Genomic DNA, 20,151 nt, shown 5'->3' on the forward strand with positions numbered 1-20,151 from the left:
CCAAGGGGCAAGCCCCTTTGGAATCCCCGGACAACAAAACAGGCGGTATGCTACCCTCTCCGGGAGCATACCGCCGTTTGTTGTCAGCAGCCCGTTTCTCGGTCTGCGTGTAGTTCCTTGTAAACTGACCTAAACCGTGGGATAAAACATATTCATCAATGCATCACCTACTATCAAATGTTTATTCTCTACATCAATACCAATGGAACCGTCCGTATGTCCCGGTAAAGAAATGATATGTGCATCGATTCCGTAATCGGATAAACTGTCATCACTATGCAATAATACATTAGGTTTAAATTCCGGCATGGAACGGACTGAAAATTCTTTAAGGGATGCCGATAGAACGATTTTTCCTAAAATATTTGCAGCAGATAACGATTGGTTTGCGTTCGATTGGATCAAATTACAATCGTTCTCATTCATTCCGATAGGAATCCCTAATACGTCCGATATTTGGGCGGCATTTTCGGCATGGTTAAAATGTGCGTGAGTCAGGACAATCAGTTTGACATTGTAAAGTTTACATGATTCAATTACCTTGCCAAAAAATTCTTTTTTCCCTGTGTCCACTAATATTCCATTTGTTCCATTTTCGATAATATAGCAATTAACATTACCGCATTTTATTTGATGAATCCCGCTCATGTTAATTCTCCTATCAAAAATTTTGCTTTCCGTTCATCTATAAGAATCATAGCGTATTCATATTAACCCTTTTTCTTACGGAGCTTTAAGGCAATATTTTTCGTTGCCGCTGCATTCTGCAGTAATCCGGCAACAAAAGCACTTTTTTCTTTGAGCGTCATTGTTTCCATATCAGGTTTAGGATCAATTTCTCTAAGTACCGTTTGCAACTCTTGCAGTTCCAGCAGGTTGACGGCTACACAAAAGAGTGTCTTTTTGCGGCCATCATTATAGCCCGACAAGAAAACCTCCAGGATTTTTGCTTTTTCCGTCTGCTCTGCATTATAAGTGTCTATCCCGAATCGTTTGGCCTTTTCCATATCGGATTTTCGGTTTCGGTGTGTTATAAAAGAATCAAAATCGTCAATATGAGCGTATTTTTCGCAAGGGTATTTACTGCATTGGAAACAATATTCAACACCGCCATGTTCCATACTGCACCTTGCAATTTTACACGACTGATTTCCTTCACCGCCGCCGCAGCCAGGGCAGTTTTTATTCAAAAACATGGGGCAAAGCCCGCAATTCAAACCGCAGAGGGAAAATAATTGATTTGGTCGGTTAAATCCTTTCATGGAACCTCCTAATGTAAGAAAGATAAATCCTAATTTTCCAGTTTGATAAATTGGAAGTTATCGCTCTGACATATATTTCTGTATTTCGTCAGGTGTTAATTTTCTTATCCGCGTATTTGCATACTCTCTATATTCTTCAACAATGAAAATAGGGTTCATATCTTCGCAAGTTTTTCCTTTATTCTTTTTTAGATATAACTGCAAATCCTCGCTGCCTGCAAAGATTTTGTATGAAAATCTGCCATTTTCGCTTTTCAGTTTATAAATACCACATGGCTTTTTCATACTGTAATCAGCAGTACGCAAGTACAACTTTGCAATTTCTAACGACTTAAAAGGGAAATTCCATCGTTGTAATCCACGATGGGGATCGTGTTCAATACAAATGCACCGCCCGCAAGTACCACAAATGTATTGTGTGTGATTTTCTAAACAATCCAATGGATTTAACAATGGCGTTTTTCTATTTTCATCAACATAACATTCCACGCACATTTTATTTTCACTTCCTTTGCAAATTCCGCTTTTCCAGTATAGCAAACTGTAATTTATAAATACTATTGACTTACTATTGGTTTTCCATCTTTGTCAAGCAATGGAGTAAATCCTGCCGCATTTCCATTTCTGTGAAAAACATAGTTTACACCAGTTTGTGTATCAACCCAAATTTCAACCACATCAACAATTCCCTGCTGATAAATCTTTTTAAAACGCTCCATAAGTATTCCTCCCTAAATTTATTTTTCTGTTGTGTTATTCCCCGACAAACGAGAATTTGTCATTTTCTTCTTCTTTTTATAAATCCACTTATTAGCATAGCGATTATTCCAATAACCAAATAAGCACTACTGTACAGCAAAAATGCCGGTTCTCCCATATCGAAAAATATCCATACTCCCAATATGAATACTCCTGCTGTGACTATAGGTAATACCCATAACTTTTTCACATCGCTGCCAGCAAGTATACCGCTGAATATTGAGAACAATGGATTAACACCAAAAAATAGAATAAAGCATATTGCCATTCCGTTCATGCCAGCAAATGTTACAGCAAGCCAAGGCATTCCAAGCATCAAAAACACTGCTATTATAAACCAAATCATCAATTTTTTCATACACTCAAGCTCCTTTGCCAGTCGAGTAGACTTACACCTCGCAATGTAAGCCCCTCACAGAACCATACGTGTAGCTTTCCCGCATACGGCTCTTCATAATAACATTTACAGTTTCAGAATACGCTGGCATATATCTTCGGCATCACCAATGGATAATATTTCAGCATTTCTATGAACCCTTCCCGTGTATAGCTCTTTCTGTTGCTCCTTCGATTCAAAGCCTTAAACAGCATTTCTCTTACCTGTTGTTTAAAATTACTTATCATCCTTCCATTGAAGCTGACACCATAGTATCTATAGTGTCCTGTCAGTTTCAGATTGAGCATTCCCATCAGTTTCTCTAGTTTCTGGTCCCGGTTAGCGTACAGCCAGACTTTCATATCCTTCAGTTTCTGCCGAAATTTCTTACTGCTTGTTTTCGGCATCATCCATGCTGTTCCTTTCCATGTCCGTCCGCAATAAAATGTGAATCCGAGGAAGTCGAAAGTTTCCAGCCTTGTTGTTTCTCCGCGTTTCTGTTTCGATTTTGCCAGATATCCGCCGCTTTCCAACATCCTGCTCTTGCTTTCTTCCAGCTCCAGCCCGAACTTTTCCATCCGTTCTTTCAGAAGCCTGTAGTTTTCTCCGCTTCCCATTTGCACTGGAATCCCGCAATAAAATCATCTGCATAGACTATCAGGAAATTCTCCCCCTTGCTATCTTTTGCTATGACAAACTTGTACCATAATGTAAGTACATTGTGCATGTAGATATTCGCAAGGATTGGGCTGATGATATTTCCCTGTGCTGAGCCTTCTTCATTCTCAGCCAGTCTGCCCTCATCCATCACTCCCGCTTTCAGATATTTTCCCACCAGCCAGAGAATGTTCGAATCTTTAATGTATAGATTCAGAAACTTCATAATCCAGTCATGCTTCATATGGTCAAAAAAACCCTTGATATCCGCATCCACGATATAACATATCTTTGTGAAATTCAGTCTCTTATACAGTTCCTTCACTGCACCATGACATCCCCTGTTTGGTCTGAATCCGTACATACAGTTCAGAAATCTTGGCTCATATATTGCTTCTAGTATCTTCTTCAAAGCCAGCTGGACTATTTTGTCCTCGTAACTTGCAATCCCCAGCGGGCGCAGTTTTCCATTACTTTTCGGAATGTATACCCGAAGCGATGGCTGTGGTTTGTATGACTTCCTTTTCAGCCTTTCTACTAACCCATTGATGTTCTGTTCCAGGTTCTTTCCGGATTCATTCTTTGTCACCTCATCAATCCCCGCTGCCTTACTTCCGTCCAGTTCCCTGTGGCATTGCATCAGCAGTTCTTTATTTATCAGATGGTACAAAGATGTGAACTCCGGTTTCGGCTCATGAGCCGATTTGTCTGCTATTCTCTCCAATTTCGTTTCCATCAATACCTCCGTCCCTGAGTACGGCTGATGTGTCCTCAGAGAGACCGTTATTATGTAGCCCCCTTCCCTCTGCCAGAGTTACCCGGCTTCTTCGGTACTATGAAGCTATCCGACTGCCTGACATCTATATGGCATCCTCCGTTTCAGCGTTGTCTGCCATACTTGAAAAAAAAACAAGGGACATCAGGCTCTCCCCAGTTGACTGAATAGTCACAATGTGAAACATGAAAAGCTCTTTGACCCCGCAGAAGCAGACAGCATCTCACCATAACAATGCCGCCTGTGTTGCTTTCCGCCGAAATTAGAGCGTCAGCCCTCCGAATGTCAAAATTTCGAGGCTCAATCACTTTCCCTATTTCCTCGCTGTCTACGCTTAGCAACTGCCATTACTGACAGCCACCCAAGACTCGCTGCTGGTGGTTGGTTAGACCTTACCAGACAGGTTTCCCACCTGCTAGACTATTCGCCCTTCGTCTGGGCGCACAATTTCGATTTGTTTATTCGTCCCATGTATTAGCTGTTTAGAAGTTTCGTCAAATCCTCAATAGAAGCGTCCATTTTCACAGAGACTTCTTCCATCGTCATGCCGGATTCAAGAAAACGCTTTATCACCATTTTCATATCCTCGCCAACCTCTATGATGTGTCCGTCCAAATCGTAAAACCGAATCACCCGCTAGCCCCAGCTATGCTCGATCACTTCTCCCAGATATCCTCATAAAAATTTCTCGCGGCGTTAATGTCGGCCACCGATATAAGCATACATACATGTTTCATGCAAATACTCCTTTCAAACTGTGGTTTCCCATTTCCACAAAAGGTTATCTATAATTATCTATAAGTCCAACCGGATTGTCACTGGCCTTCACGGTTGAAAATTTATTATACCATAGGGTAGCCGGTATCTCCACTTTTTCATATCCGGTGGGGGGTGGACTTCCTGCTCTACCCTCCCCTATACTATTCTCCTCTAACCTATACTCCCCTAATCTAGGTTGCCATAGGTTGGTTCACCTGCCCGCCAGTTGGTTGACAGTTGGTTGTCACTTGGTTGTTTTTGACAGCAACGAATTTTTTCCATGTTTGTCTGTTCATTTTCAAAACTCATTATTATTTCCCCCATAGTTTTATTTCCTCCCCCGCTATGGGTTTGGATTTTAGCAAGTCTGATTTCTCCATTTTTCTTTTAAATATCGTAACAGACCAGCCATATCCGTGCATCCATAAGTCAGATAGGTGCATATAATCTCCATAGGCTCCGCCATTTCATACTTATTTCCGTATATATTGGAAATAAAGCAGCTATTGCCTATATCCTTCCGTAACTGCCATTCCCCACCAGATTTAAGCACAATTTCTTCCCCATAAACTGCTGCCAGACCAATTAAGATATCCTCCGTATCTTTACAAAGATTTTCTATTATTTCGTATAAGTCATTTTTTGTTATATTGTCACATTCATCCGGGTAATTATCTTCAATATATTCCTCACATTCATCTAAAATTTCATCAATTGATAAAAATCCGGCCTTAATATAGTCGATTGTCATTTCTTTTAATTCTTCTGCACAACATTCATCTTCTATTTTATTTTTCCACTCTATAAAAATCCATCTCCTTATACAAATTATACAAACTATCTAATTCAATATATTTACGCAACAAATAGTTATTTTAAGTAACCATCAAATCGTTAAGGAAAGAATCGAAGGTGGTGCAAACGAAAAAGCAGCTTTGATATTTCGATAACTGCCCTTTCGTTTGCATCAGTTTCGATTTTTCCTGGTTGAACAAAGGCGCGTCCGGGTAGCCGTTATATATGGACTTTCAATTTCCCCAGCCTTTTAGCGAAGTATACTGCATATGGATGCATGGCAGCCAGATTCGGCGTCCGGTGTCATGTTTATGGCATCAGAAATAAGCCTCCAAAGGAAGCTTAAAAAATATTCAGTTGCCTTTTTTAACATAGAAGATGCGGTTCTGGCATTGTACAAGGCTGCCCTGCCGGTAAAGGAATGATCCTTCCGCCGCAGGAAGAACACCTGCAGATATCCTTATTGTAAAGCAGCCGGATCATGGCAGGGGCATCCAGATCTTTCAGCCTTGCGATATACTTTCTACAGCCGAGGAGATTCCGGCACAAGGTGATCTTCTTATTCTTGTTCCGGGATGACAGCAGGCCATAGTGGCGTATCCGGACAAAACGCTTTGGCGGGACATGCATCAGAAATCTGCGGATAAACTCCTCACCGGAAACCGTAATCTCCTCCCACTGGCCCTGGTTTTTATAATCTTTTGCAGTAAATGTGACCATAGAATCCGTCATGCATTTGATACGATAATTGCTGATGGCAATCCGGTGTGTGTACCTTCCAAGGTACCTGATGACGGATTCCGCGCCATGGAACGGCTTCTTACAGTAGGGTATCCATTCTTTTTTGTAACAGGTATCCAATAATTCCTGTAAGGCATAATGGTTCCTGTAAGGCTCTGCCGTACCGTGGAATTCGAGTTTTCCATCTTTCCATAGCTGTTTCAGTTCAGCAAGATATTTTCCGCGGAACAGCCGGGAGACCACCCTGACCGGAAGGAAGAAGTCCTCCCCGCTGTCTTTCCAGTGATTTCCTGCATCCAGCCCGCCTCCCAGAACAATGGCATGGATATGGGGATGGAAGTTCATGGCGCTCCCCCAGGTATGCAGAATGCAGATATAGCCGATGTCAGCGCCAAGGTATTTCGGGTCAGCCGCAAGTTCACGCAGGGTATCGGACGCGGCATGGTAAAGCGCTGTATATAAAAGTTTCTGATTGCTGTAGATAACAGGGTTCAGATTTTCCGGCACAGTGAACTGGTTCACACTGGTTATATCCAGGTATCCACCAGTCCAGGAGCTTGGGAAAAGTATCCCCCTGGGCCGGTCGCATTTGTACCAATACTCGGTAAGAAGGTCAAGATTCTTCCGGGAGAGGATGGTATACCTGTCGACCCTGCCTTTGGTTTCACGGACATGGATGGTCATGTTGGTACGGGAAATGTCATCGTAATGGAGATGGACAGCCTCTGAGACGCGTAATCCGGAAGAGTACATCGTCGCAATGATAGCTTTATGCTTCAGGTTTTGGGTGGCCTCAATGATCGCGTTTATCTCATTACGGCTCAGGACGGCGGGAAGGTTCTGTTCCCTTTTCATGGCAGGAACTATGTCATCATCCCAAAGGATCCAGAGCACTTTTTTGTAGAAGAACTTAATTGCTGACCGATAGTGGTTGTGAGTTTCGGGAGACCTGCCTTCCAAACGTTTGGCAGAGAGGAAACTTTCCGCATCGTCAAGTGTAAGCTCAGAGGCGGTTTTCCCAATACAGCGGAGAAAGTAATTGACATTGGCACAGTACAAGTTTATGGTACTTTCCCGCAGGTTCCGTTTTTCCGCTTCATAGCGGATAGATTCAAAAATATCATCGTACATAATAAAACCTCCTGAAATAAGCAGCGTTGATCGTGGCAGCTGCCTGTCAGGAGGGGCATTGGCATCATAATTCCGCTTGCGGAAGACACCAAAAAATGCTATTGTATTCATAGGCAGTGGAGGTTTCCGTATTTGGTTGTTTTGTGTGGTAACTTAACAATACCGTATTGCGGAAGATTTTTCCACTGCTTTTTATTTAGAGGAACGTAAAAACTGCACCACAGCCTTGGCAGGCCATCGCGTAGCGATTTTGTTCAACCGGAATTTGTATGTTAAATTAGTATGACATCAATTTGTCCAGATACATAGTTTATCCAATCCGACTAACTTCTCCAATCCGATCACTCCATGAAGTCTGACTTCACCAATTTCTAATACCTTTAGATTTGCTAAAGACTCTAAGAATTTCAGACTATGTATTTCTATTTGACAGGACATTAAACGTACCACTTCTAAGTTGGTTAAATATGCAAAGTCATCTGCTACTAACATTCCCATATCACAGGTATCTTCATCCTCAACCAAACCTTCATAGTCTTCTTCCTTTGCCCAATAGGTTTTAACACTTTTCTCAAACAATTCCATGGCTGCAGTGTCTATCATAGGTACATCTGCCCGCAATTCTTCTTCCTCTTCCAAAATTTTCTTTTTCAGATATAAAACTATATTCGAACCCCAATTTCGTATTTCAACAAATTCATCAAAATATTGAAATCTTCCAGTGTCCGTGATACAAGCACTCAACCATTCATCTCCAGTATTGCTAAATTCAAATTTCATAGGTAATTTCTGTTTTCCAAAAGCTAATTCATAACCATTCGTTGTGGACACATACAAATATTTAACACCCGCAAGCATTATCTCTGTAATAGGCTCATCTGCTCCAATCTCAAGATAATTCCTAATACATTTCTCAAACCATTTTGATTTAAAGTAAATATTGTTATTCATACTCATTTCACTCCTGGTTTATGTTTTTCCTCATAATTAGATAGCCGTTCCAGTAACATGGGCTTCATCATTTCCGAAGTACATTTTCCAATAAGATTTCGATATTCCTCTATTATCTCAGGCTTAAAAACACTTTCTATACAATGTAAAAATGTCCATTCAACTCCTGACATATCTTCTATCGGAGCACACTTGATAAGTATTTCAGCCTCATCCCATGTTATCGGTCTTTCTATGGAAGTAACTGCGTCTACCCATTCATCGAATATTTGAATAATAGCCTCATCGTTAGTGAATTTATGAAATCCTTCCGGTGGTATTCCTAATTTTTGAATCTTCAATACTGCTTCTTGCATTTCATTTTTCCTCCTCATATAATCAAGTGTTTTTTATTGAAAATTCAAGGCTTTTATGCCTTGTCTATCTCAGTGAATAAGCCTCGGTAATGGATATTTCGGTGTATCTGGTACTCAAATAGGGACTAAAGGGTATTCGAAATAAAACGTCTTTGTTTTTCGTTTTATATGGCCTTTGTATACCCTTCCCTCTATGGCAGCTAACCTCCTATGTCCACCAGGATCATCTCTGTCTCCAGAGGCCCTCACTTCCTTCGTCCTGCCTATCCATAACCAGGGTGTCAGCTTTGCTCCTAAACGGGGTCACGCCCCATGGAAAACATTCCTTCCGACTACTGCAATAGAATTATGGATAAGGTACATGACAACCAGCCATGTCCATATCCTTCTTATTGCTCAAGCTGTTAGAATGAAGGGAACAATGGTATGACTGCTTTCCACTTGGACTTCGCGTCCGTCCGGTAGAATGTCAGCCTGCCCTCATTCGCAGCATTCATTTTACGCAGGTAGATTTATTACGTTCGTGTCAGCCAGTAGTTAGAATAAGCAATGAGTAAAGCCGACCTTACCATTGACAAAATACCAAACAAGGGGAATACCATGAATGCAGTAGGTATTGACGTATCAAAAAACAAAAGTACAATCGCTATCCTCCGCCCATTCGGAGAGATTGTTGCTAAACCATTTGATATAAAACACACATCTTCTGACATAACATATCTAATTAGCCAGTTGAAAAGCTTAAATGGCGATACTCGAATTGTTATGGAACATACAGGCCGATACTATGAGCCCATGCCTATTTTTTCTTAAACAGCAACATTATATCTTATTTTTTCCAATATTTCCACATATCTTTGTTAAAATTCAAGGTACGTAAATTACTTCACGCACCTTTTTAGCTTGCTCTATGCTGTTTGTTTTTCATCTTCCAACTGTTGGCTTTTATTCTCCCTGTTTATTTTTCTGTTCTGAGTATATTACCTTTAACAGCTTATTCTGAAAGGTATCCTTACTGTCCCTGCTCAAAAAATATTTCGGTCGCAAAGGTATTTCCCCCGATTTTCTTTGTCAGGACACCGTCTGGCTTTCTCTCTCCATGTGAGATTTGTTCTCTGCCGGTCTATATTTCATTGATGTATTCTTTTTGATTTTCTTTCATTCAGTTCCTCCTTTTAATTTGCAGAACAAAGTGCCTTCGGCACTCTCAACTCCCCTGCCCCTCACTCATGAGGGGTTTTAGGAGATTTCCTTTTTTGATACTTTATTGTAAAATGTTCTTATGTATAAAAGGAACATCCTCCAAACTATTTTTTCTGACCATTTTGAATACATCCAATATGTCCTCCGCCCTGGCAAAAACATTATGGATAACATCAACCGCATGATCCACTGCCATGATCCTTCTTATGGCGGCGCTTTCTTTGGCTGTCCTCATTGTGGGAACCTTAAATTTGTTCCCTTTTCCTGTAAAAGCCGTTTCTGCCCTTCCTGTGGGAACATGTATAACCAGAAACGGGCTTTTCGTATGTCCTGTAAACTCGTTTCCTGCAGCCACAGACACTGTGTCTTTACTATTCCTGAGGAAATACGTAACTTTTTTCTTAAGAATCACTCCCTCCTTAACTGCCTCTTCCATTCTGTCAGGGAGGTCATCCTACACATGTTCTTCAAGCTTCACAAGTCCGAAAACTTTACTCCTAGATTTATCTGCGTCCTTCATACCTTTGGGAGGGATTTGAAATGGAATCCACACATCCACGCCCTTATTTCTTAAGGCGCCGCCGGCAACTTTACTCCATGGCGCCCCAATCCCCATTTTGATTATGATTTCCTACGTCTGGCTTTTCGCAAAGTCCTTTTAGATAAACTTTCTTCTAAAATGGGGGATTCCTTTAAAAGACTTAAAAATCAGCTCTACAAAGATCAGCCTGAGGGATTTTATGTCAGAGCCAAACCTAACTTATGTTCTAATACCTCGGAAGACCTGTCATTGCCACTTCCAGAATTGATTCCTATGACGGGGATTTTGTGACTTTCCATTATCAGCGCCATGAGGAGCATAAAACGATCACAGAATGCATCCCCGCCATTGACTTTATTAAACGCCTGATTGTTCATATCCCTGACAGGCACTTTAAAATGGTCCGTTACTACGGTATTTATGCAAAGCACCACAAACAGGAAAAAAATCTCCGGAAATGTTTATCCCCTCAAAAGCAGCAATATCTTTCCAGACTCCTTGATTGGCGTAATTCAATTCTGATGACTTTTGGCTATGATCCGCTTAGATGCCCGGAGTGTGGCACTTCTATGTTGGTTTTAGAAGTTTACCACAAAAAAACTGCACTATTTGAACGATATCGAAAGGTTATGGAGTATAGATAGTTCCATAGGTCTTATTCTTTCTCTACCGTCAGATCGTGCAGTCTAAACCAAAAAGCAAAAAACTGCATAGACAACGTCATGGCGAAGTCACACCTTCGCTCTTTTGTTATACCATTTTTTATTTCCAGTCTATTATACACCATCTTTGCTAATTTGCGCAGTTTCCTAGAAAGGAACTAAGACAATCGCTAAAAAAGACAGCGACTGTCCATATCTGAAAACCAGCTATGGATGTTGTTATTGATATTGGCTCTCCATCTGTGTGAGATCATGTGTGCCGGTTACGACCGATTCAAAGTCATTCAGACTTCCGTGAAACTGCTGTCACAGGCTCCGGCTTATGGTCCGGCCAACGAACTGGATATCCATAGCTGCCAGATAACACTCAAAGATTGTGTGCCGGCTTGCTTCAATGGAGGACCAGAGGCTCTCATAGGATTTAACTTCAAATCCCTTTAAGAGAATAATCTCTTCCCGGTACATATCCAGGTGGTAAAAATCCTGGAATGAATCCAGCCAACCATATTCCAAAAACTTTGATAGTGTAGCCGTTGACAGAGCTTTGTTATCCATGGCCTTTTCCCGGTGAAGTGGATTAACTGCCGGAGCCACTCTGTTTCACAGTCCGGATTATCACAATGCAGCGTCTCATGTTGCGGCCCTTGTCCCCATTACGTGTATGGACTCTGGTTGGAGCCCCGCATTTGGAAAAGGTGCCAGGAAAACTGTATATGGAATTTCCTCGGTCAATATTGTCCTCTATATGGGGGATAATCATATTACATTTGGGGACTAATATATGACAGCTCGTTCTTTTCTGCCCTGAATCCAATTATTCCTTAAAGTATTATGTCCACAATCCATCAGCCGCAGCCTTTTATAAAACAATCTTTATCAGGTTACTGTGGTGTAAAATACAGTCCAACAGTAATCTTTTTCACCCTCTAAGCATACATCAATACAAACAGCGCATAATCTGGTACACAACTCTGCCAATTCATCATGGTTTAGTGCGTCTTTTCGTTTGACCGTTGTCTTCACAGTAAATCTATAACATCCGTTGTTATAATCCATGCCTGAAAGCGAAAATAGATACTGTTCAAAAATTTCCACACACTGTTTCCAGCTTACCTTCTGATTCATAAAAAATATCCTTTCTCACACAATCACACCCTGCCATGGTCATTCAAATCATAGCCGGCTTCCTTATCGTTCCTTATCTTTACCAGACTGTAAATCACATTTCCGCTATCTGCTGACTGCTGGGTTCCGCTTCAGCGTTTATTTCATGACTACCATATTTCGGGTGCTGATACCCATAGTTTTTCAGTATGGAATCAATCTGTTCATTAAAAAATTCTGAAGGCAAACCATTACATGGGAACTGATATAGAATACATATTCCGACAGTTAGCGGTTAATCTGTACAAATTCAATTTCGCCAGTTCCAAGACATCCGCAAAATGGCGCACAATCATCGTCTGTTTCTATCCACTCTCTTTCCCCCTGCTATCTGTAACATCATTCCTTCTGTCTGGCAGTTCTCTTTCTCCATCAGACTATCCATCATTCCCTCCATAAAGTATTAATCAAGAAGCAAGAAAACTAAAAATATCCATTTGCCCCGGTATCTGCGGCTGTCCCCCGGTATGCCTCTCTTTTTCCTTATCCGATTGTATGCTGACCAACTTTCCTTCTTTCATGATGCAAGCCACTTTATCACGGCAGATCCTCAATATCTCAATGTAATGCTCTGGAACCTCATGGGACCGCATCAGAACATAATCATCCTGTTCTATGGCTCTTTCTAACTGTTCTATATAGCCAAGCGCATAGTAAATACCGGACACCTTTCGTTCTTCCTCACATAATTCCAGATTTTTTTCAACAAGCCACTGATAGTCCTTATTTTCCCTGTAGATTTGCAGCGCCTTTTTTGCCGCCGCCTCAATCTCCTCTCTCCGCGCCATGTACTGGCTAGTAATCATGTCCGGTATCTCCAACTTATAACTGGCGGGATAGTCTGCTTCCAACAGACAGCTTCTAATCCGGCGTCGCTGGGACATCATGCGGCTTCTGAGAAGATTCAGTTCCACTCCGTCCGGGCAGTTGAAATCCGCTCCCCCGCACGCATATACCTGCTTCCATATATCATGCAGCGATTGAAGTTCCTTCCCCAGCGTTTCCGCAATCGCCCGGTTCTCTATTTTCTGTTCGTCCGCTGCTACCCACTCATCACAGGACTGATGTTCCAGCCCAGAGTCAGATACAATGGCTTTGCGGATCAGACCATGTACACGGCAGCCATAGTAATATCGGTTCTCTCCCGTTTTTGTTACCTTCTGTTCCCGTTTCAATGACGCACAGGTATTACAGCACGCCTTTCCAATCATGTAACCGCTCCTCTTAGGCAATCTTTGCCTCCATCTCACTATAAACCTCCGTAAACGGGGAATCTTCTGCCTCAACCCAATCGGTTCCCTCCACTTCCTCATACAATGCCTCTAGCATCGTATACGGTAATAACACCAGGGTTTCATTCCGCGCATAGCTACATCCCTCCTCCGGCTCATCAAACAGCACTGCATGTCCGTGTATATCGTAATAGTAGCAGTCCTGTCCCCATGTGGGGATTGTGTCGGGCCTTACCACAAGGGCATACGAATACACATTATTTTCGCCCAGTCTGCAAACGCTTACAGCAATTTTTCCATCAATAATAACCATATAATTGTCCCTCCTTGTTGAAACTGATTACTTTGTCCCGTTATTAAACAGCTTTGTCATATAATTCTTCATTACAGTTAAATTCCATCTGCCCTTCTACCTGTTTTTCCTGTTTGGGAGTTCCATACATCCACCAGTTGAATACCGCTTCCCCGCTGTTCCAATTCCCATCTGACTTTCCGGCGGCTCTCCTAGCCTCTACCATTCGGTCAAAAGTTCTGATATATGCTTCCCGGAACTTCGGATACCGTTTAAATTCCCATTCCCTGTTTTTTACCGATGCCAATGGGCAGCCGATACAGCCGAGCCTTCGGAACCCGCAGTCATATAACTCACAGTACGCGATTTTTTGAGAATAGATAAAAAGCCACACTTCATTTTCTGTCCAGCTGACGATGGGATTGACTAACCGTTTCCCTTTAAGCTGGCAGTTTTCAATGATCCTGCGGCTTTCTTCATTATCATTATTGAGTATTAAATCCGGTTTCCTGCTTCCTAAAACCTCAACTGCTCCACGGCTTTCCCGCTTGCGGCTCTCCTGCCATCTTACTCCAGTGATTACAAAGCGCCCTTCCCCTCCCGTCTCTTTCAGCACCCTACAGCAATAGCGCGCATTCCTGTAGGGTGGAAGCTGCTTTTTGATAATCAGATTCCACATGGTAATCGGCGGATAGTCAATCATCACGTCAGGATAGTTCCGCCGGATAAAATGCACCAGTTCCGGCGGATCTACTGTTGTTAAGTGGTAATGTGCCTCGAATCGGACGCCAGCCATTTTTGCCAGATGGTAAATCACCAGGCTGTCTTTTCCCCCGCTGAAAGCCAGGTAGTAGCCAGCCGGGTTCATTCTCAAAGCAGCCGATTCACACATTTTCAGCAGTTCTACTGCTCCTTTGATCTTTTTCTCTATTTCAAACAGATATAACTGTTCCATTCCTTCCCGTCCCTCACATAAATTTTGCTTTGGACGGAAAAGCCATTCTTAACGGTGTGTCTTTTTACGCTGCTAACCGAATACAGTCCGGAACTTCAGCCCGCAATCGCCTGATTCCTAACAGCAACCTGTATTTTTATACAGGGAATGAAGAAATGAAACGTGTTTACGTTGTAAGAGAAAGAGTGGCATATGCTTTCGGCCTGATTTCCAGAATTTGAACATTGGATATCTTCCGATATGGCCTGCGCCGATTTTCTACTTCTACCCAGTCACGAAAGAGCATATCTATCTCAAGCTCTTCCTCACCATGGGCGGACCGTAAAATCACATATTTTTTGCCTTCTCTCCGGTTATTCCGGCAGGTATCATAACCGTATGTCACCTCGTATATAGGAATTGTAATTCTGGAAGTAAGCAGCTGTCTGGGGTGCAGATTTTTGAAAAAGCTCCGATACTCGTTCGTAGCCGGAAGGGTACCGCCGATGGCAACCGCATCAAATGTCACAAGATCTGAAAATTTATGTATATGCATATACTTCACTCTCCTGTGCCGAAAACACCCGGTTCAACCGCTTCCTCATTCGGTATAGCCTGCCATAAACTCCCGATGTAGTAACGCCGCACGCCGTTCCAATCTCAGGCCCGGTAAATCCTGCCGCCTTCATCTGGACAACCTTTTTTTCCTTTTCTGTCATATGTACCATTGCCTCTTCAATCATCAGTCTTTGGAAAACCAAATCCTCACACTTTACACTTTTTGCCACAATCGTTTCTGAAAGCGTCAGCCCGGAATCTTCATACACAGTCCCATCTAAACTCACCAAGTAGGCCTTGCGTTTTAACCGGCCATTGTAACGCCAATGCTTAAATAAACAGTCACACATCTTTCTCGAAGCGATTGTCTCAAACTTGTACTGCCTGGTTCTGCTGTCTTCATCATAGTCCTGTACAGCTTCCAAATAGCCTAATGCGACCACATCATAGTAATCAGCCCGGTCCAGATGATTGTAGAATAAAAAGTCCTGAATCATGTTATGGTTTTCCTCTGCAAAGTTCCTCTGGGCATCTGTCAGTTTGTGCATTATTTTGATTCCTCCGTTCTTCCATCTTCTTTTCAGCGTCCTGTTTCTTTCCAATAGTAAGTCTTCGATTAACCGTGGAAGGATAGCAACTGAATAAATCAGCGATACTTCGTTTGCTGTATCCCTCTTCAAATAACCGGTACATACACTGGTTAATCTCCTCTTTACTCATTTTGGCCAAATTGACCGGTGGCGGTCTCTTTTTCAGTATCTTCTGGCAAACTGGATGATCCGGTCCGTATTCATATAGAAATCGGGCCTCGCTCGCATCAAAGTTCCCCAGAATGGCTATTAAAAGGCAGTAATAGCCCTCTATTTCCTCTCCCTCATAACCCATAACGCCTCCTTTTACTCCACCGCATATGCCAGACGGTAAGTACCTTTTCCGTCGGTTTGAAAGTGAGAGCGGTGCTCATAAATACAGGCACGGATGCGTTCCTTGTAATATTGATTTTTCTTTGCTTTTGGATGTTTTTCGAGATGTTCGTAAAGATTTTTTAAAGACATGGTTCCGCCGTTTTTTTCCATAATTCCCCGGATTAGATGAAACCAGGACAGAGCCAAAGAGTCATTCTTTTCCAAATCGCAGATACCGTTTACCCGGTAGCTGAACGGAATCATCAGCCATTCTTCTTTCTTAAACAGCAGCAAATGTTCTGTTACAATGGGAATAAACGGTTTACCGCTATATGTCCGGCTGCTGGAACGGCAGTTATACTGCCCCTTGACTATCCAGGATACCAGTGTTCCTATCGTCATCATATCCGCTGCAATGGAATGAAAGGTTCCCTGTGTCCGAATATCCCCCACAAGAACCGCTAAGTATCCGCCATGTCTCAGACTGATAAAAAGCTTCTTTATAATGAAATTCAACTTGTCAATATAGTCTCTGTAACTGCTGCAATGGCTTAAATCATCTGGGTGGGGCTTTCCCCATACACTGCCTGAATACTGAATTATCGAATGGTAAGGCGGGTGCAGAAAAATCATGGATGAGCTTTCCTCTACCTCATCTTTTAATGCGTCCCAGTTTCCCTTCCCCTTTGCCGGTTCTGGATTTAAGTCATAAAGAATGGATTGCACTCCCTCACTGGCTGCCACATCTCCGCTGGTACCGGAGCCTGACATTGGATCCAGCAGCACAAAATCCTGATTTTGTTTTCCTTCATACGTCCTGCACTGCAGAACATGCTTTAATACGGCCCGTACCACCTCGGGAGAACAGTTCCCTCTCCAGCGGTTGCTGCCACCCTGTTTCCGTTCGGGAAAAGCCATAAATGATGTTAAATCACGCCCAACACAGCTTGTCAGTTCCCGGGTGCCCAAATGCCGCACAATCTCCTTCCAGTTCTCTCCAAACTCTTTTTTTAGCAGCCTTTCTGCCAAGTAAAGCTCGTCCTGTATCATGTGTTTCCTCCTTCCGCCCGTCATGGCCGTCTTCCGTGAATACTTTTACCATCATACGCATAGTTTCCGGTGAAGACTGGACGACAATACCGGAAAAATCACTTCCCAGCGATTGAAGTTCCTCCCGTTTCCCACGAACCAGCGATTTGGCAAGTCCGAATTCCAGCTGCTCGCTGGATACCATATAAAGACTGGTTTCCGGATCAAGACGGAAATTTACTTTCTTTCCTACTTCAAAGTCATATTTGCCTGCCATGATGACCTGAAGGCTGATTGATGTTCGTTTCACTCGTTTTCCTCCGTTAAAATTGTGGATAACATGTCAGTATCCGAACCCCCCAATCCGCATCACTGTCTTTTAATAAGACCACACAGGCTTTTTTCAGGTTTTCATTCAGCACATTAATCCCTCTTTTAAATCCGTACCCCACCGGCTTGGGAAAGGTTCCATGCAGGGAAATCACGTCCCTGGTAGTATCCAGGAGCCATTCCCTAATTTTCGGATTGTAATACCGCTTCATCAGGCTTTTCACCACTGCCGCCGCAACTTCCATATCCCAGAAAGATGTGGCATAAATAATGTCCTCTGCATTCAGGCGTGTTTTTAAGGCCAATACCTGCACATCCGTATGCTTTCTGAGTGTGTGGCCGCCATAAAGACCAATCTGATCTAAATTTCTCTGAATCATGTCCAGAGTTGTTTCTATGGTTTCCGCCGGGATATCCTGAAACAAATTAATCATCCGTAACTCCTTTCTTCTTTGCGGATAAAATGCACAGATATCCCAGACGGGTTTCTGTGCTGGTGGCTGATTTTCCATCAAAAAAACCACCGGCATCTGCCAATGGTCCATCTTTATCCTTCATAGAATTTCTTTCTTCTGTTCTGCCTTACCGCTTGATAAAGCTAAATTTGTGACTGCCCTCCTCTCTTCTTTCAGTAAACCGCAGGTTTCCCGTATGGTATCTTCCTGCGCTTCCTTAAAATAAAAAAAGACGCCAAAATATATTCCACTTTTGACGTCTTTCTTCCAGATAAATAAGGCCTAAGCCTAATGTTTTTACTCCCGGCACACTGCCGGAACAAAGGTTATTTACAATGATTGAACACTGCAAAAATCAAATCCAAGTACAGTTTAACACCATATATAGTGTGTGTCAATACCCTTTTTTCTATATATAGTATTCTCACCCATCTGTGGGATTCATATCTGCATGGTTATGGTTGGATTTCGGAATCTGAACTTTTGCTACCGCCTTGAGCCAGTACCAGCGAATCCCGTGAATAGCAAACTCAAATTCACCTGCGGCTGCTCTCCTGACTGTAGCCTGAAATGCCGGCAAATTTCTATGAAAGATTTTCTCATCTTTCCTTTTTAGCTGTTTTAATAGCTCATAGGTTCTTTCACTAATCTCGTAAACCGGATAAAGTGATCCTGTTTTCTTTGTCATAACACCCGAAACATAAGGAAACTGAATATTGTCCCACGTAATATCTTTTACATCTCCAAACCGGATTCCTGTTTCCTTCATCAGCCGGATTATGCAGAGATCTTCTGTCTTCCCCATTTCTTCCAGGGACGCCTCAAGAAATTTCAGCTTCCGCTCCTGGCCTTTTACGGTTCTGCATGAAAGACGAGATATTTGTTTCACATCAGTACGTCCGTTAAAAAATTGAATTAAACCGAACATAAAATGATCCACGTCTGTTGCTTCATCATACAGATTCCAGAGCCAGTCATCAATTAGATTCCAAGCATAAAAAACATCATCCAACCTAAGAAAGATGTCTTCTAAAACCGGTTTTAGAATTGCAAACCGCCCTTTGTAAAATCCCTGTCCGTAATAGCCATATAATCGATTTGCAGAATGTTCTATTCGCCGCAGCCGTTTATGCTCTGCGGTTATCTTGTCCAAAATTTTACTTTGAAGCATAAATCTCCCTTCTTCAAAACTTACTCCATAAAAAAACACATATCTGTCATTCTGTTTTATACTTTTACCCACTATCGACATTCTGTTTACCTCCTACTGTCGTATGTACGTTACACAGCTTCCTCCAGTAACTGCTGATACAGTTCTTCTATCCGGCTCTTTATTCCTGCCTTTGTCTGCTCTTCGTCCTTGTTGTGCATTCCTAAGCGATTCAGGATATTGATGGTTTTCAGCTGCTCAATCTGCAGCATCATTTCTTCCCGGATTTCCTTGTTTGTCATGGCTATGCCCTCCTTTATCCATTACATATCCGGCACTCCGCTCTTTTTGTAAAACTGACGCATTTCATCTACCATTTCCTTCACTCAGCTTGCTTTTCTGGTTTCCGAATCCTCTTCCCACTCATCTGACTCATCTATGTGACGGATAATCACATCGGTCTGTCCCAGTATTTCTTTTTTTATCAACAGATACAGCTTGTTGAAAAAGCGGATTAAACAGGATTTGAATGCCTGGTCCTGCTCAAAAACGCGAATCCAAGCTTCTGCTTTTGCAAACAGCTTGAACATATCCACATCATTAATGTTGACGGATACCCGGTCGTCACAGATATAGGAATCCTTTTTACAGTAGGTTCCGCCATTAGAATTATGGGCCGCAAAGCCTCTTCCGTTCTCAATATCCGCAATCCACGGATACCGTCGTTTCTCTCCCTTGGCATCCGTGTCAAACCGTTTAATGGACAACTTGGTTACTTTGCTGAGTCCAGCCTCATCCGGATCGCCAAAAATCTTTTCCTGAGTAAAGTCAACAAACGATACCCCACAAAAATTTCTGGAATAAAGGAACTTGGCTTCCTCCGGATTGATATGAGCGCTGACTCTGATTGTATTCTCTCCTGTCCCTTTACTGTAATCCAGCATGATAATCTGAATTAAAGAGCGGGCGCCCTTCTCCGCTTCCTCTCCCATTGCATGAATATGGGCCGGGAATAGTTTGGAGGCCGGCTTTAATTTGTCATTCAGCTCCAGAAGCTTCTTATCTGTCTTATAAACCACGATCTGCTTCGATACTTCGTTCTTCCAGTCCCGCTGCACATTTTGTGCCATTGAT

General features: G+C 42.4%; 25 protein-coding genes and 5 pseudogenes. 2 read left to right on the plus strand and 28 right to left on the minus strand.

Features of this window, described 5'->3' with window-relative positions; translation table 11 throughout:
* Window positions 1-129 precede the first annotated feature (129 nt).
* The 14 genes and pseudogenes from H8S75_RS29300 to H8S75_RS29360 all read right to left on the minus strand — a co-directional run bounded on the left by H8S75_RS29300 (window position 130) and on the right by H8S75_RS29360 (window position 8,562).
* On the minus strand, window positions 130-648 hold the full coding sequence (locus H8S75_RS29300) for an MBL fold metallo-hydrolase (RefSeq protein WP_187024540.1): 519 nt from the start codon (window positions 646-648) through the stop codon (window positions 130-132).
* Window positions 649-710: 62 nt separating this feature from the next.
* Window positions 711-1,262, minus strand: a complete 552-nt coding sequence (locus H8S75_RS29305) for a DUF3795 domain-containing protein (protein WP_187024541.1) — start codon at window positions 1,260-1,262, stop codon at window positions 711-713.
* A 57-nt stretch (window positions 1,263-1,319) separates the two neighbouring features.
* Window positions 1,320-1,757: a hypothetical protein gene (locus H8S75_RS29310; protein WP_187024542.1), complete on the minus strand. Its 438-nt coding sequence runs from the start codon at window positions 1,755-1,757 to the stop codon at window positions 1,320-1,322.
* A gap of 62 nt (window positions 1,758-1,819) precedes the next feature.
* Window positions 1,820-1,981, minus strand: a complete 162-nt coding sequence (locus H8S75_RS29315) for a DUF6440 family protein (protein ID WP_128125377.1) — start codon at window positions 1,979-1,981, stop codon at window positions 1,820-1,822.
* A gap of 59 nt (window positions 1,982-2,040) precedes the next feature.
* Window positions 2,041-2,379, minus strand: a complete 339-nt coding sequence (locus H8S75_RS29320) for a DUF2651 family protein (RefSeq protein WP_187024543.1) — start codon at window positions 2,377-2,379, stop codon at window positions 2,041-2,043.
* A 113-nt stretch (window positions 2,380-2,492) separates the two neighbouring features.
* A complete protein-coding gene (locus H8S75_RS33465) occupies window positions 2,493-3,014 on the minus strand; it encodes a group II intron maturase-specific domain-containing protein (RefSeq protein ID WP_330615963.1) in 522 nt (173 codons plus the stop codon).
* Window positions 2,984-3,790 carry a reverse transcriptase domain-containing protein gene (locus H8S75_RS33470; protein WP_330615964.1) on the minus strand — a complete coding sequence of 269 codons (807 nt, stop codon included), beginning with the start codon at window positions 3,788-3,790 and terminating at the stop codon, window positions 2,984-2,986. Before H8S75_RS33470 ends, H8S75_RS33465 begins: the two co-directional genes overlap by 31 nt.
* A gap of 513 nt (window positions 3,791-4,303) precedes the next feature.
* Window positions 4,304-4,501, minus strand: a pseudogene (locus tag H8S75_RS32895) (VOC family protein); the annotation flags it as partial.
* 273 nt (window positions 4,502-4,774) lie between these two features.
* The gene (locus H8S75_RS29335; RefSeq protein WP_187024544.1) at window positions 4,775-4,912 is read right to left on the minus strand and encodes a hypothetical protein; all 138 of its coding nucleotides are present in this window, start codon (window positions 4,910-4,912) and stop codon (window positions 4,775-4,777) included.
* Between the two features lie 34 nt (window positions 4,913-4,946).
* Entirely contained in the window at window positions 4,947-5,339 is a 393-nt protein-coding gene (locus H8S75_RS29340; protein WP_187024545.1) for a hypothetical protein, read from the minus strand.
* A 410-nt stretch (window positions 5,340-5,749) separates the two neighbouring features.
* Window positions 5,750-6,637 (minus strand): annotated as a pseudogene (locus tag H8S75_RS33675) (IS91 family transposase); the annotation flags it as partial.
* Between the two features lie 51 nt (window positions 6,638-6,688).
* Window positions 6,689-7,366: pseudogene (locus H8S75_RS33680) on the minus strand (tyrosine-type recombinase/integrase); the annotation flags it as partial.
* A gap of 177 nt (window positions 7,367-7,543) precedes the next feature.
* Window positions 7,544-8,206, minus strand: a complete 663-nt coding sequence (locus H8S75_RS29355) for a hypothetical protein (protein ID WP_187024546.1) — start codon at window positions 8,204-8,206, stop codon at window positions 7,544-7,546.
* 2 nt (window positions 8,207-8,208) lie between these two features.
* Window positions 8,209-8,562 carry a hypothetical protein gene (locus H8S75_RS29360; RefSeq protein ID WP_187024547.1) on the minus strand — a complete coding sequence of 118 codons (354 nt, stop codon included), beginning with the start codon at window positions 8,560-8,562 and terminating at the stop codon, window positions 8,209-8,211.
* A 600-nt stretch (window positions 8,563-9,162) separates the two neighbouring features.
* Between H8S75_RS29360 and H8S75_RS29365 the strand changes: the two are divergent.
* Both H8S75_RS29365 and H8S75_RS33685 read left to right on the plus strand, forming a co-directional pair.
* Window positions 9,163-9,360: pseudogene (locus H8S75_RS29365) on the plus strand (IS110 family transposase); the annotation flags it as partial.
* Window positions 9,361-9,844: 484 nt separating this feature from the next.
* Window positions 9,845-10,950: pseudogene (locus tag H8S75_RS33685) on the plus strand (IS91 family transposase).
* Window positions 10,951-11,274: 324 nt separating this feature from the next.
* Here the strand turns inward: H8S75_RS33685 and H8S75_RS29380 are convergent.
* From H8S75_RS29380 to H8S75_RS29440, 14 genes are all read right to left on the minus strand, one after another.
* A complete protein-coding gene (locus H8S75_RS29380) occupies window positions 11,275-11,523 on the minus strand; it encodes a hypothetical protein (protein ID WP_187024549.1) in 249 nt (82 codons plus the stop codon).
* A gap of 1,016 nt (window positions 11,524-12,539) precedes the next feature.
* Window positions 12,540-13,343 (minus strand): hypothetical protein, encoded by an 804-nt coding sequence (locus tag H8S75_RS29385; protein WP_187024550.1) that lies wholly within the window; start codon window positions 13,341-13,343, stop codon window positions 12,540-12,542.
* Window positions 13,344-13,356: 13 nt separating this feature from the next.
* On the minus strand, window positions 13,357-13,677 hold the full coding sequence (locus tag H8S75_RS29390; RefSeq protein WP_187024551.1) for a hypothetical protein: 321 nt from the start codon (window positions 13,675-13,677) through the stop codon (window positions 13,357-13,359).
* Between the two features lie 43 nt (window positions 13,678-13,720).
* Complete coding sequence (locus H8S75_RS29395) at window positions 13,721-14,611, minus strand: phosphoadenosine phosphosulfate reductase family protein (protein ID WP_187024552.1); 891 nt, start codon at window positions 14,609-14,611, stop codon at window positions 13,721-13,723.
* 166 nt (window positions 14,612-14,777) lie between these two features.
* A complete protein-coding gene (locus H8S75_RS29400) occupies window positions 14,778-15,146 on the minus strand; it encodes a hypothetical protein (RefSeq protein ID WP_187024553.1) in 369 nt (122 codons plus the stop codon).
* The gene (locus H8S75_RS29405; protein ID WP_002570099.1) at window positions 15,133-15,696 is read right to left on the minus strand and encodes a sigma factor-like helix-turn-helix DNA-binding protein; all 564 of its coding nucleotides are present in this window, start codon (window positions 15,694-15,696) and stop codon (window positions 15,133-15,135) included. The genes H8S75_RS29400 and H8S75_RS29405 overlap by 14 nt, the downstream gene beginning before the upstream one ends.
* Entirely contained in the window at window positions 15,647-16,033 is a 387-nt protein-coding gene (locus H8S75_RS29410) for a helix-turn-helix domain-containing protein (protein WP_187024554.1), read from the minus strand. Before H8S75_RS29410 ends, H8S75_RS29405 begins: the two co-directional genes overlap by 50 nt.
* 11 nt (window positions 16,034-16,044) lie before the next feature.
* Window positions 16,045-17,103, minus strand: coding sequence for a class I SAM-dependent methyltransferase (locus tag H8S75_RS29415; protein WP_002570101.1), 1,059 nt, complete (start codon window positions 17,101-17,103; stop codon window positions 16,045-16,047).
* Window positions 16,985-17,392, minus strand: a complete 408-nt coding sequence (locus tag H8S75_RS29420) for a hypothetical protein (protein WP_147296736.1) — start codon at window positions 17,390-17,392, stop codon at window positions 16,985-16,987. The genes H8S75_RS29415 and H8S75_RS29420 overlap by 119 nt, the downstream gene beginning before the upstream one ends.
* Window positions 17,393-17,405: 13 nt before the next feature.
* Window positions 17,406-17,846 carry an RNase A-like domain-containing protein gene (locus H8S75_RS29425; RefSeq protein ID WP_187024555.1) on the minus strand — a complete coding sequence of 147 codons (441 nt, stop codon included), beginning with the start codon at window positions 17,844-17,846 and terminating at the stop codon, window positions 17,406-17,408.
* Window positions 17,839-17,970: a hypothetical protein gene (locus H8S75_RS33185; RefSeq protein WP_279288746.1), complete on the minus strand. Its 132-nt coding sequence runs from the start codon at window positions 17,968-17,970 to the stop codon at window positions 17,839-17,841. The genes H8S75_RS29425 and H8S75_RS33185 overlap by 8 nt, the downstream gene beginning before the upstream one ends.
* 321 nt (window positions 17,971-18,291) lie before the next feature.
* Window positions 18,292-19,119, minus strand: coding sequence for a site-specific integrase (locus H8S75_RS29430; RefSeq protein ID WP_187024556.1), 828 nt, complete (start codon window positions 19,117-19,119; stop codon window positions 18,292-18,294).
* Between the two features lie 29 nt (window positions 19,120-19,148).
* Window positions 19,149-19,319 (minus strand): hypothetical protein, encoded by a 171-nt coding sequence (locus H8S75_RS29435; protein ID WP_002570104.1) that lies wholly within the window; start codon window positions 19,317-19,319, stop codon window positions 19,149-19,151.
* An 84-nt stretch (window positions 19,320-19,403) separates the two neighbouring features.
* On the minus strand, window positions 19,404-20,147 hold the full coding sequence (locus tag H8S75_RS29440; protein WP_187024557.1) for a hypothetical protein: 744 nt from the start codon (window positions 20,145-20,147) through the stop codon (window positions 19,404-19,406).
* Between the last annotated feature and the right edge of the window lie 4 nt (window positions 20,148-20,151).

The sequence above is a fragment of the Hungatella hominis genome, assembly GCF_014288005.1.
GTDB classification, from domain to species: domain Bacteria; phylum Bacillota; class Clostridia; order Lachnospirales; family Lachnospiraceae; genus Hungatella; species Hungatella effluvii.

Bases quoted from the DNA above. Each gene is read 5' to 3' on its own strand.
- H8S75_RS29300 (WP_187024540.1), bottom strand. From the start codon at position 648: ATGAGCGGGATTCATCAAATAAAATGCGGTAATGTTAATTGCTATATT.
- H8S75_RS29305 (WP_187024541.1), bottom strand. From the start codon at position 1,262: ATGAAAGGATTTAACCGACCAAATCAATTATTTTCCCTCTGCGGTTTG.
- H8S75_RS29310 (WP_187024542.1), bottom strand. From the start codon at position 1,757: ATGTGCGTGGAATGTTATGTTGATGAAAATAGAAAAACGCCATTGTTA.
- H8S75_RS29315 (WP_128125377.1), bottom strand. From the start codon at position 1,981: ATGGAGCGTTTTAAAAAGATTTATCAGCAGGGAATTGTTGATGTGGTT.
- H8S75_RS29320 (WP_187024543.1), bottom strand. From the start codon at position 2,379: ATGAAAAAATTGATGATTTGGTTTATAATAGCAGTGTTTTTGATGCTT.
- H8S75_RS33465 (WP_330615963.1), bottom strand. From the start codon at position 3,014: ATGGGAAGCGGAGAAAACTACAGGCTTCTGAAAGAACGGATGGAAAAG.
- H8S75_RS33470 (WP_330615964.1), bottom strand. From the start codon at position 3,790: ATGGAAACGAAATTGGAGAGAATAGCAGACAAATCGGCTCATGAGCCG.
- H8S75_RS29335 (WP_187024544.1), bottom strand. From the start codon at position 4,912: ATGGGGGAAATAATAATGAGTTTTGAAAATGAACAGACAAACATGGAA.
- H8S75_RS29340 (WP_187024545.1), bottom strand. From the start codon at position 5,339: ATGACAATCGACTATATTAAGGCCGGATTTTTATCAATTGATGAAATT.
- H8S75_RS29355 (WP_187024546.1), bottom strand. From the start codon at position 8,206: ATGAATAACAATATTTACTTTAAATCAAAATGGTTTGAGAAATGTATT.
- H8S75_RS29360 (WP_187024547.1), bottom strand. From the start codon at position 8,562: ATGCAAGAAGCAGTATTGAAGATTCAAAAATTAGGAATACCACCGGAA.
- H8S75_RS29380 (WP_187024549.1), bottom strand. From the start codon at position 11,523: ATGGATAACAAAGCTCTGTCAACGGCTACACTATCAAAGTTTTTGGAA.
- H8S75_RS29385 (WP_187024550.1), bottom strand. From the start codon at position 13,343: ATGATTGGAAAGGCGTGCTGTAATACCTGTGCGTCATTGAAACGGGAA.
- H8S75_RS29390 (WP_187024551.1), bottom strand. From the start codon at position 13,677: ATGGTTATTATTGATGGAAAAATTGCTGTAAGCGTTTGCAGACTGGGC.
- H8S75_RS29395 (WP_187024552.1), bottom strand. From the start codon at position 14,611: ATGGAACAGTTATATCTGTTTGAAATAGAGAAAAAGATCAAAGGAGCA.
- H8S75_RS29400 (WP_187024553.1), bottom strand. From the start codon at position 15,146: ATGCATATACATAAATTTTCAGATCTTGTGACATTTGATGCGGTTGCC.
- H8S75_RS29405 (WP_002570099.1), bottom strand. From the start codon at position 15,696: ATGCACAAACTGACAGATGCCCAGAGGAACTTTGCAGAGGAAAACCAT.
- H8S75_RS29410 (WP_187024554.1), bottom strand. From the start codon at position 16,033: ATGGGTTATGAGGGAGAGGAAATAGAGGGCTATTACTGCCTTTTAATA.
- H8S75_RS29415 (WP_002570101.1), bottom strand. From the start codon at position 17,103: ATGATACAGGACGAGCTTTACTTGGCAGAAAGGCTGCTAAAAAAAGAG.
- H8S75_RS29425 (WP_187024555.1), bottom strand. From the start codon at position 17,846: ATGATTAATTTGTTTCAGGATATCCCGGCGGAAACCATAGAAACAACT.
- H8S75_RS33185 (WP_279288746.1), bottom strand. From the start codon at position 17,970: ATGAAGGATAAAGATGGACCATTGGCAGATGCCGGTGGTTTTTTTGAT.
- H8S75_RS29430 (WP_187024556.1), bottom strand. From the start codon at position 19,119: ATGTCGATAGTGGGTAAAAGTATAAAACAGAATGACAGATATGTGTTT.
- H8S75_RS29435 (WP_002570104.1), bottom strand. From the start codon at position 19,319: ATGACAAACAAGGAAATCCGGGAAGAAATGATGCTGCAGATTGAGCAG.
- H8S75_RS29440 (WP_187024557.1), bottom strand. From the start codon at position 20,147: ATGGCACAAAATGTGCAGCGGGACTGGAAGAACGAAGTATCGAAGCAG.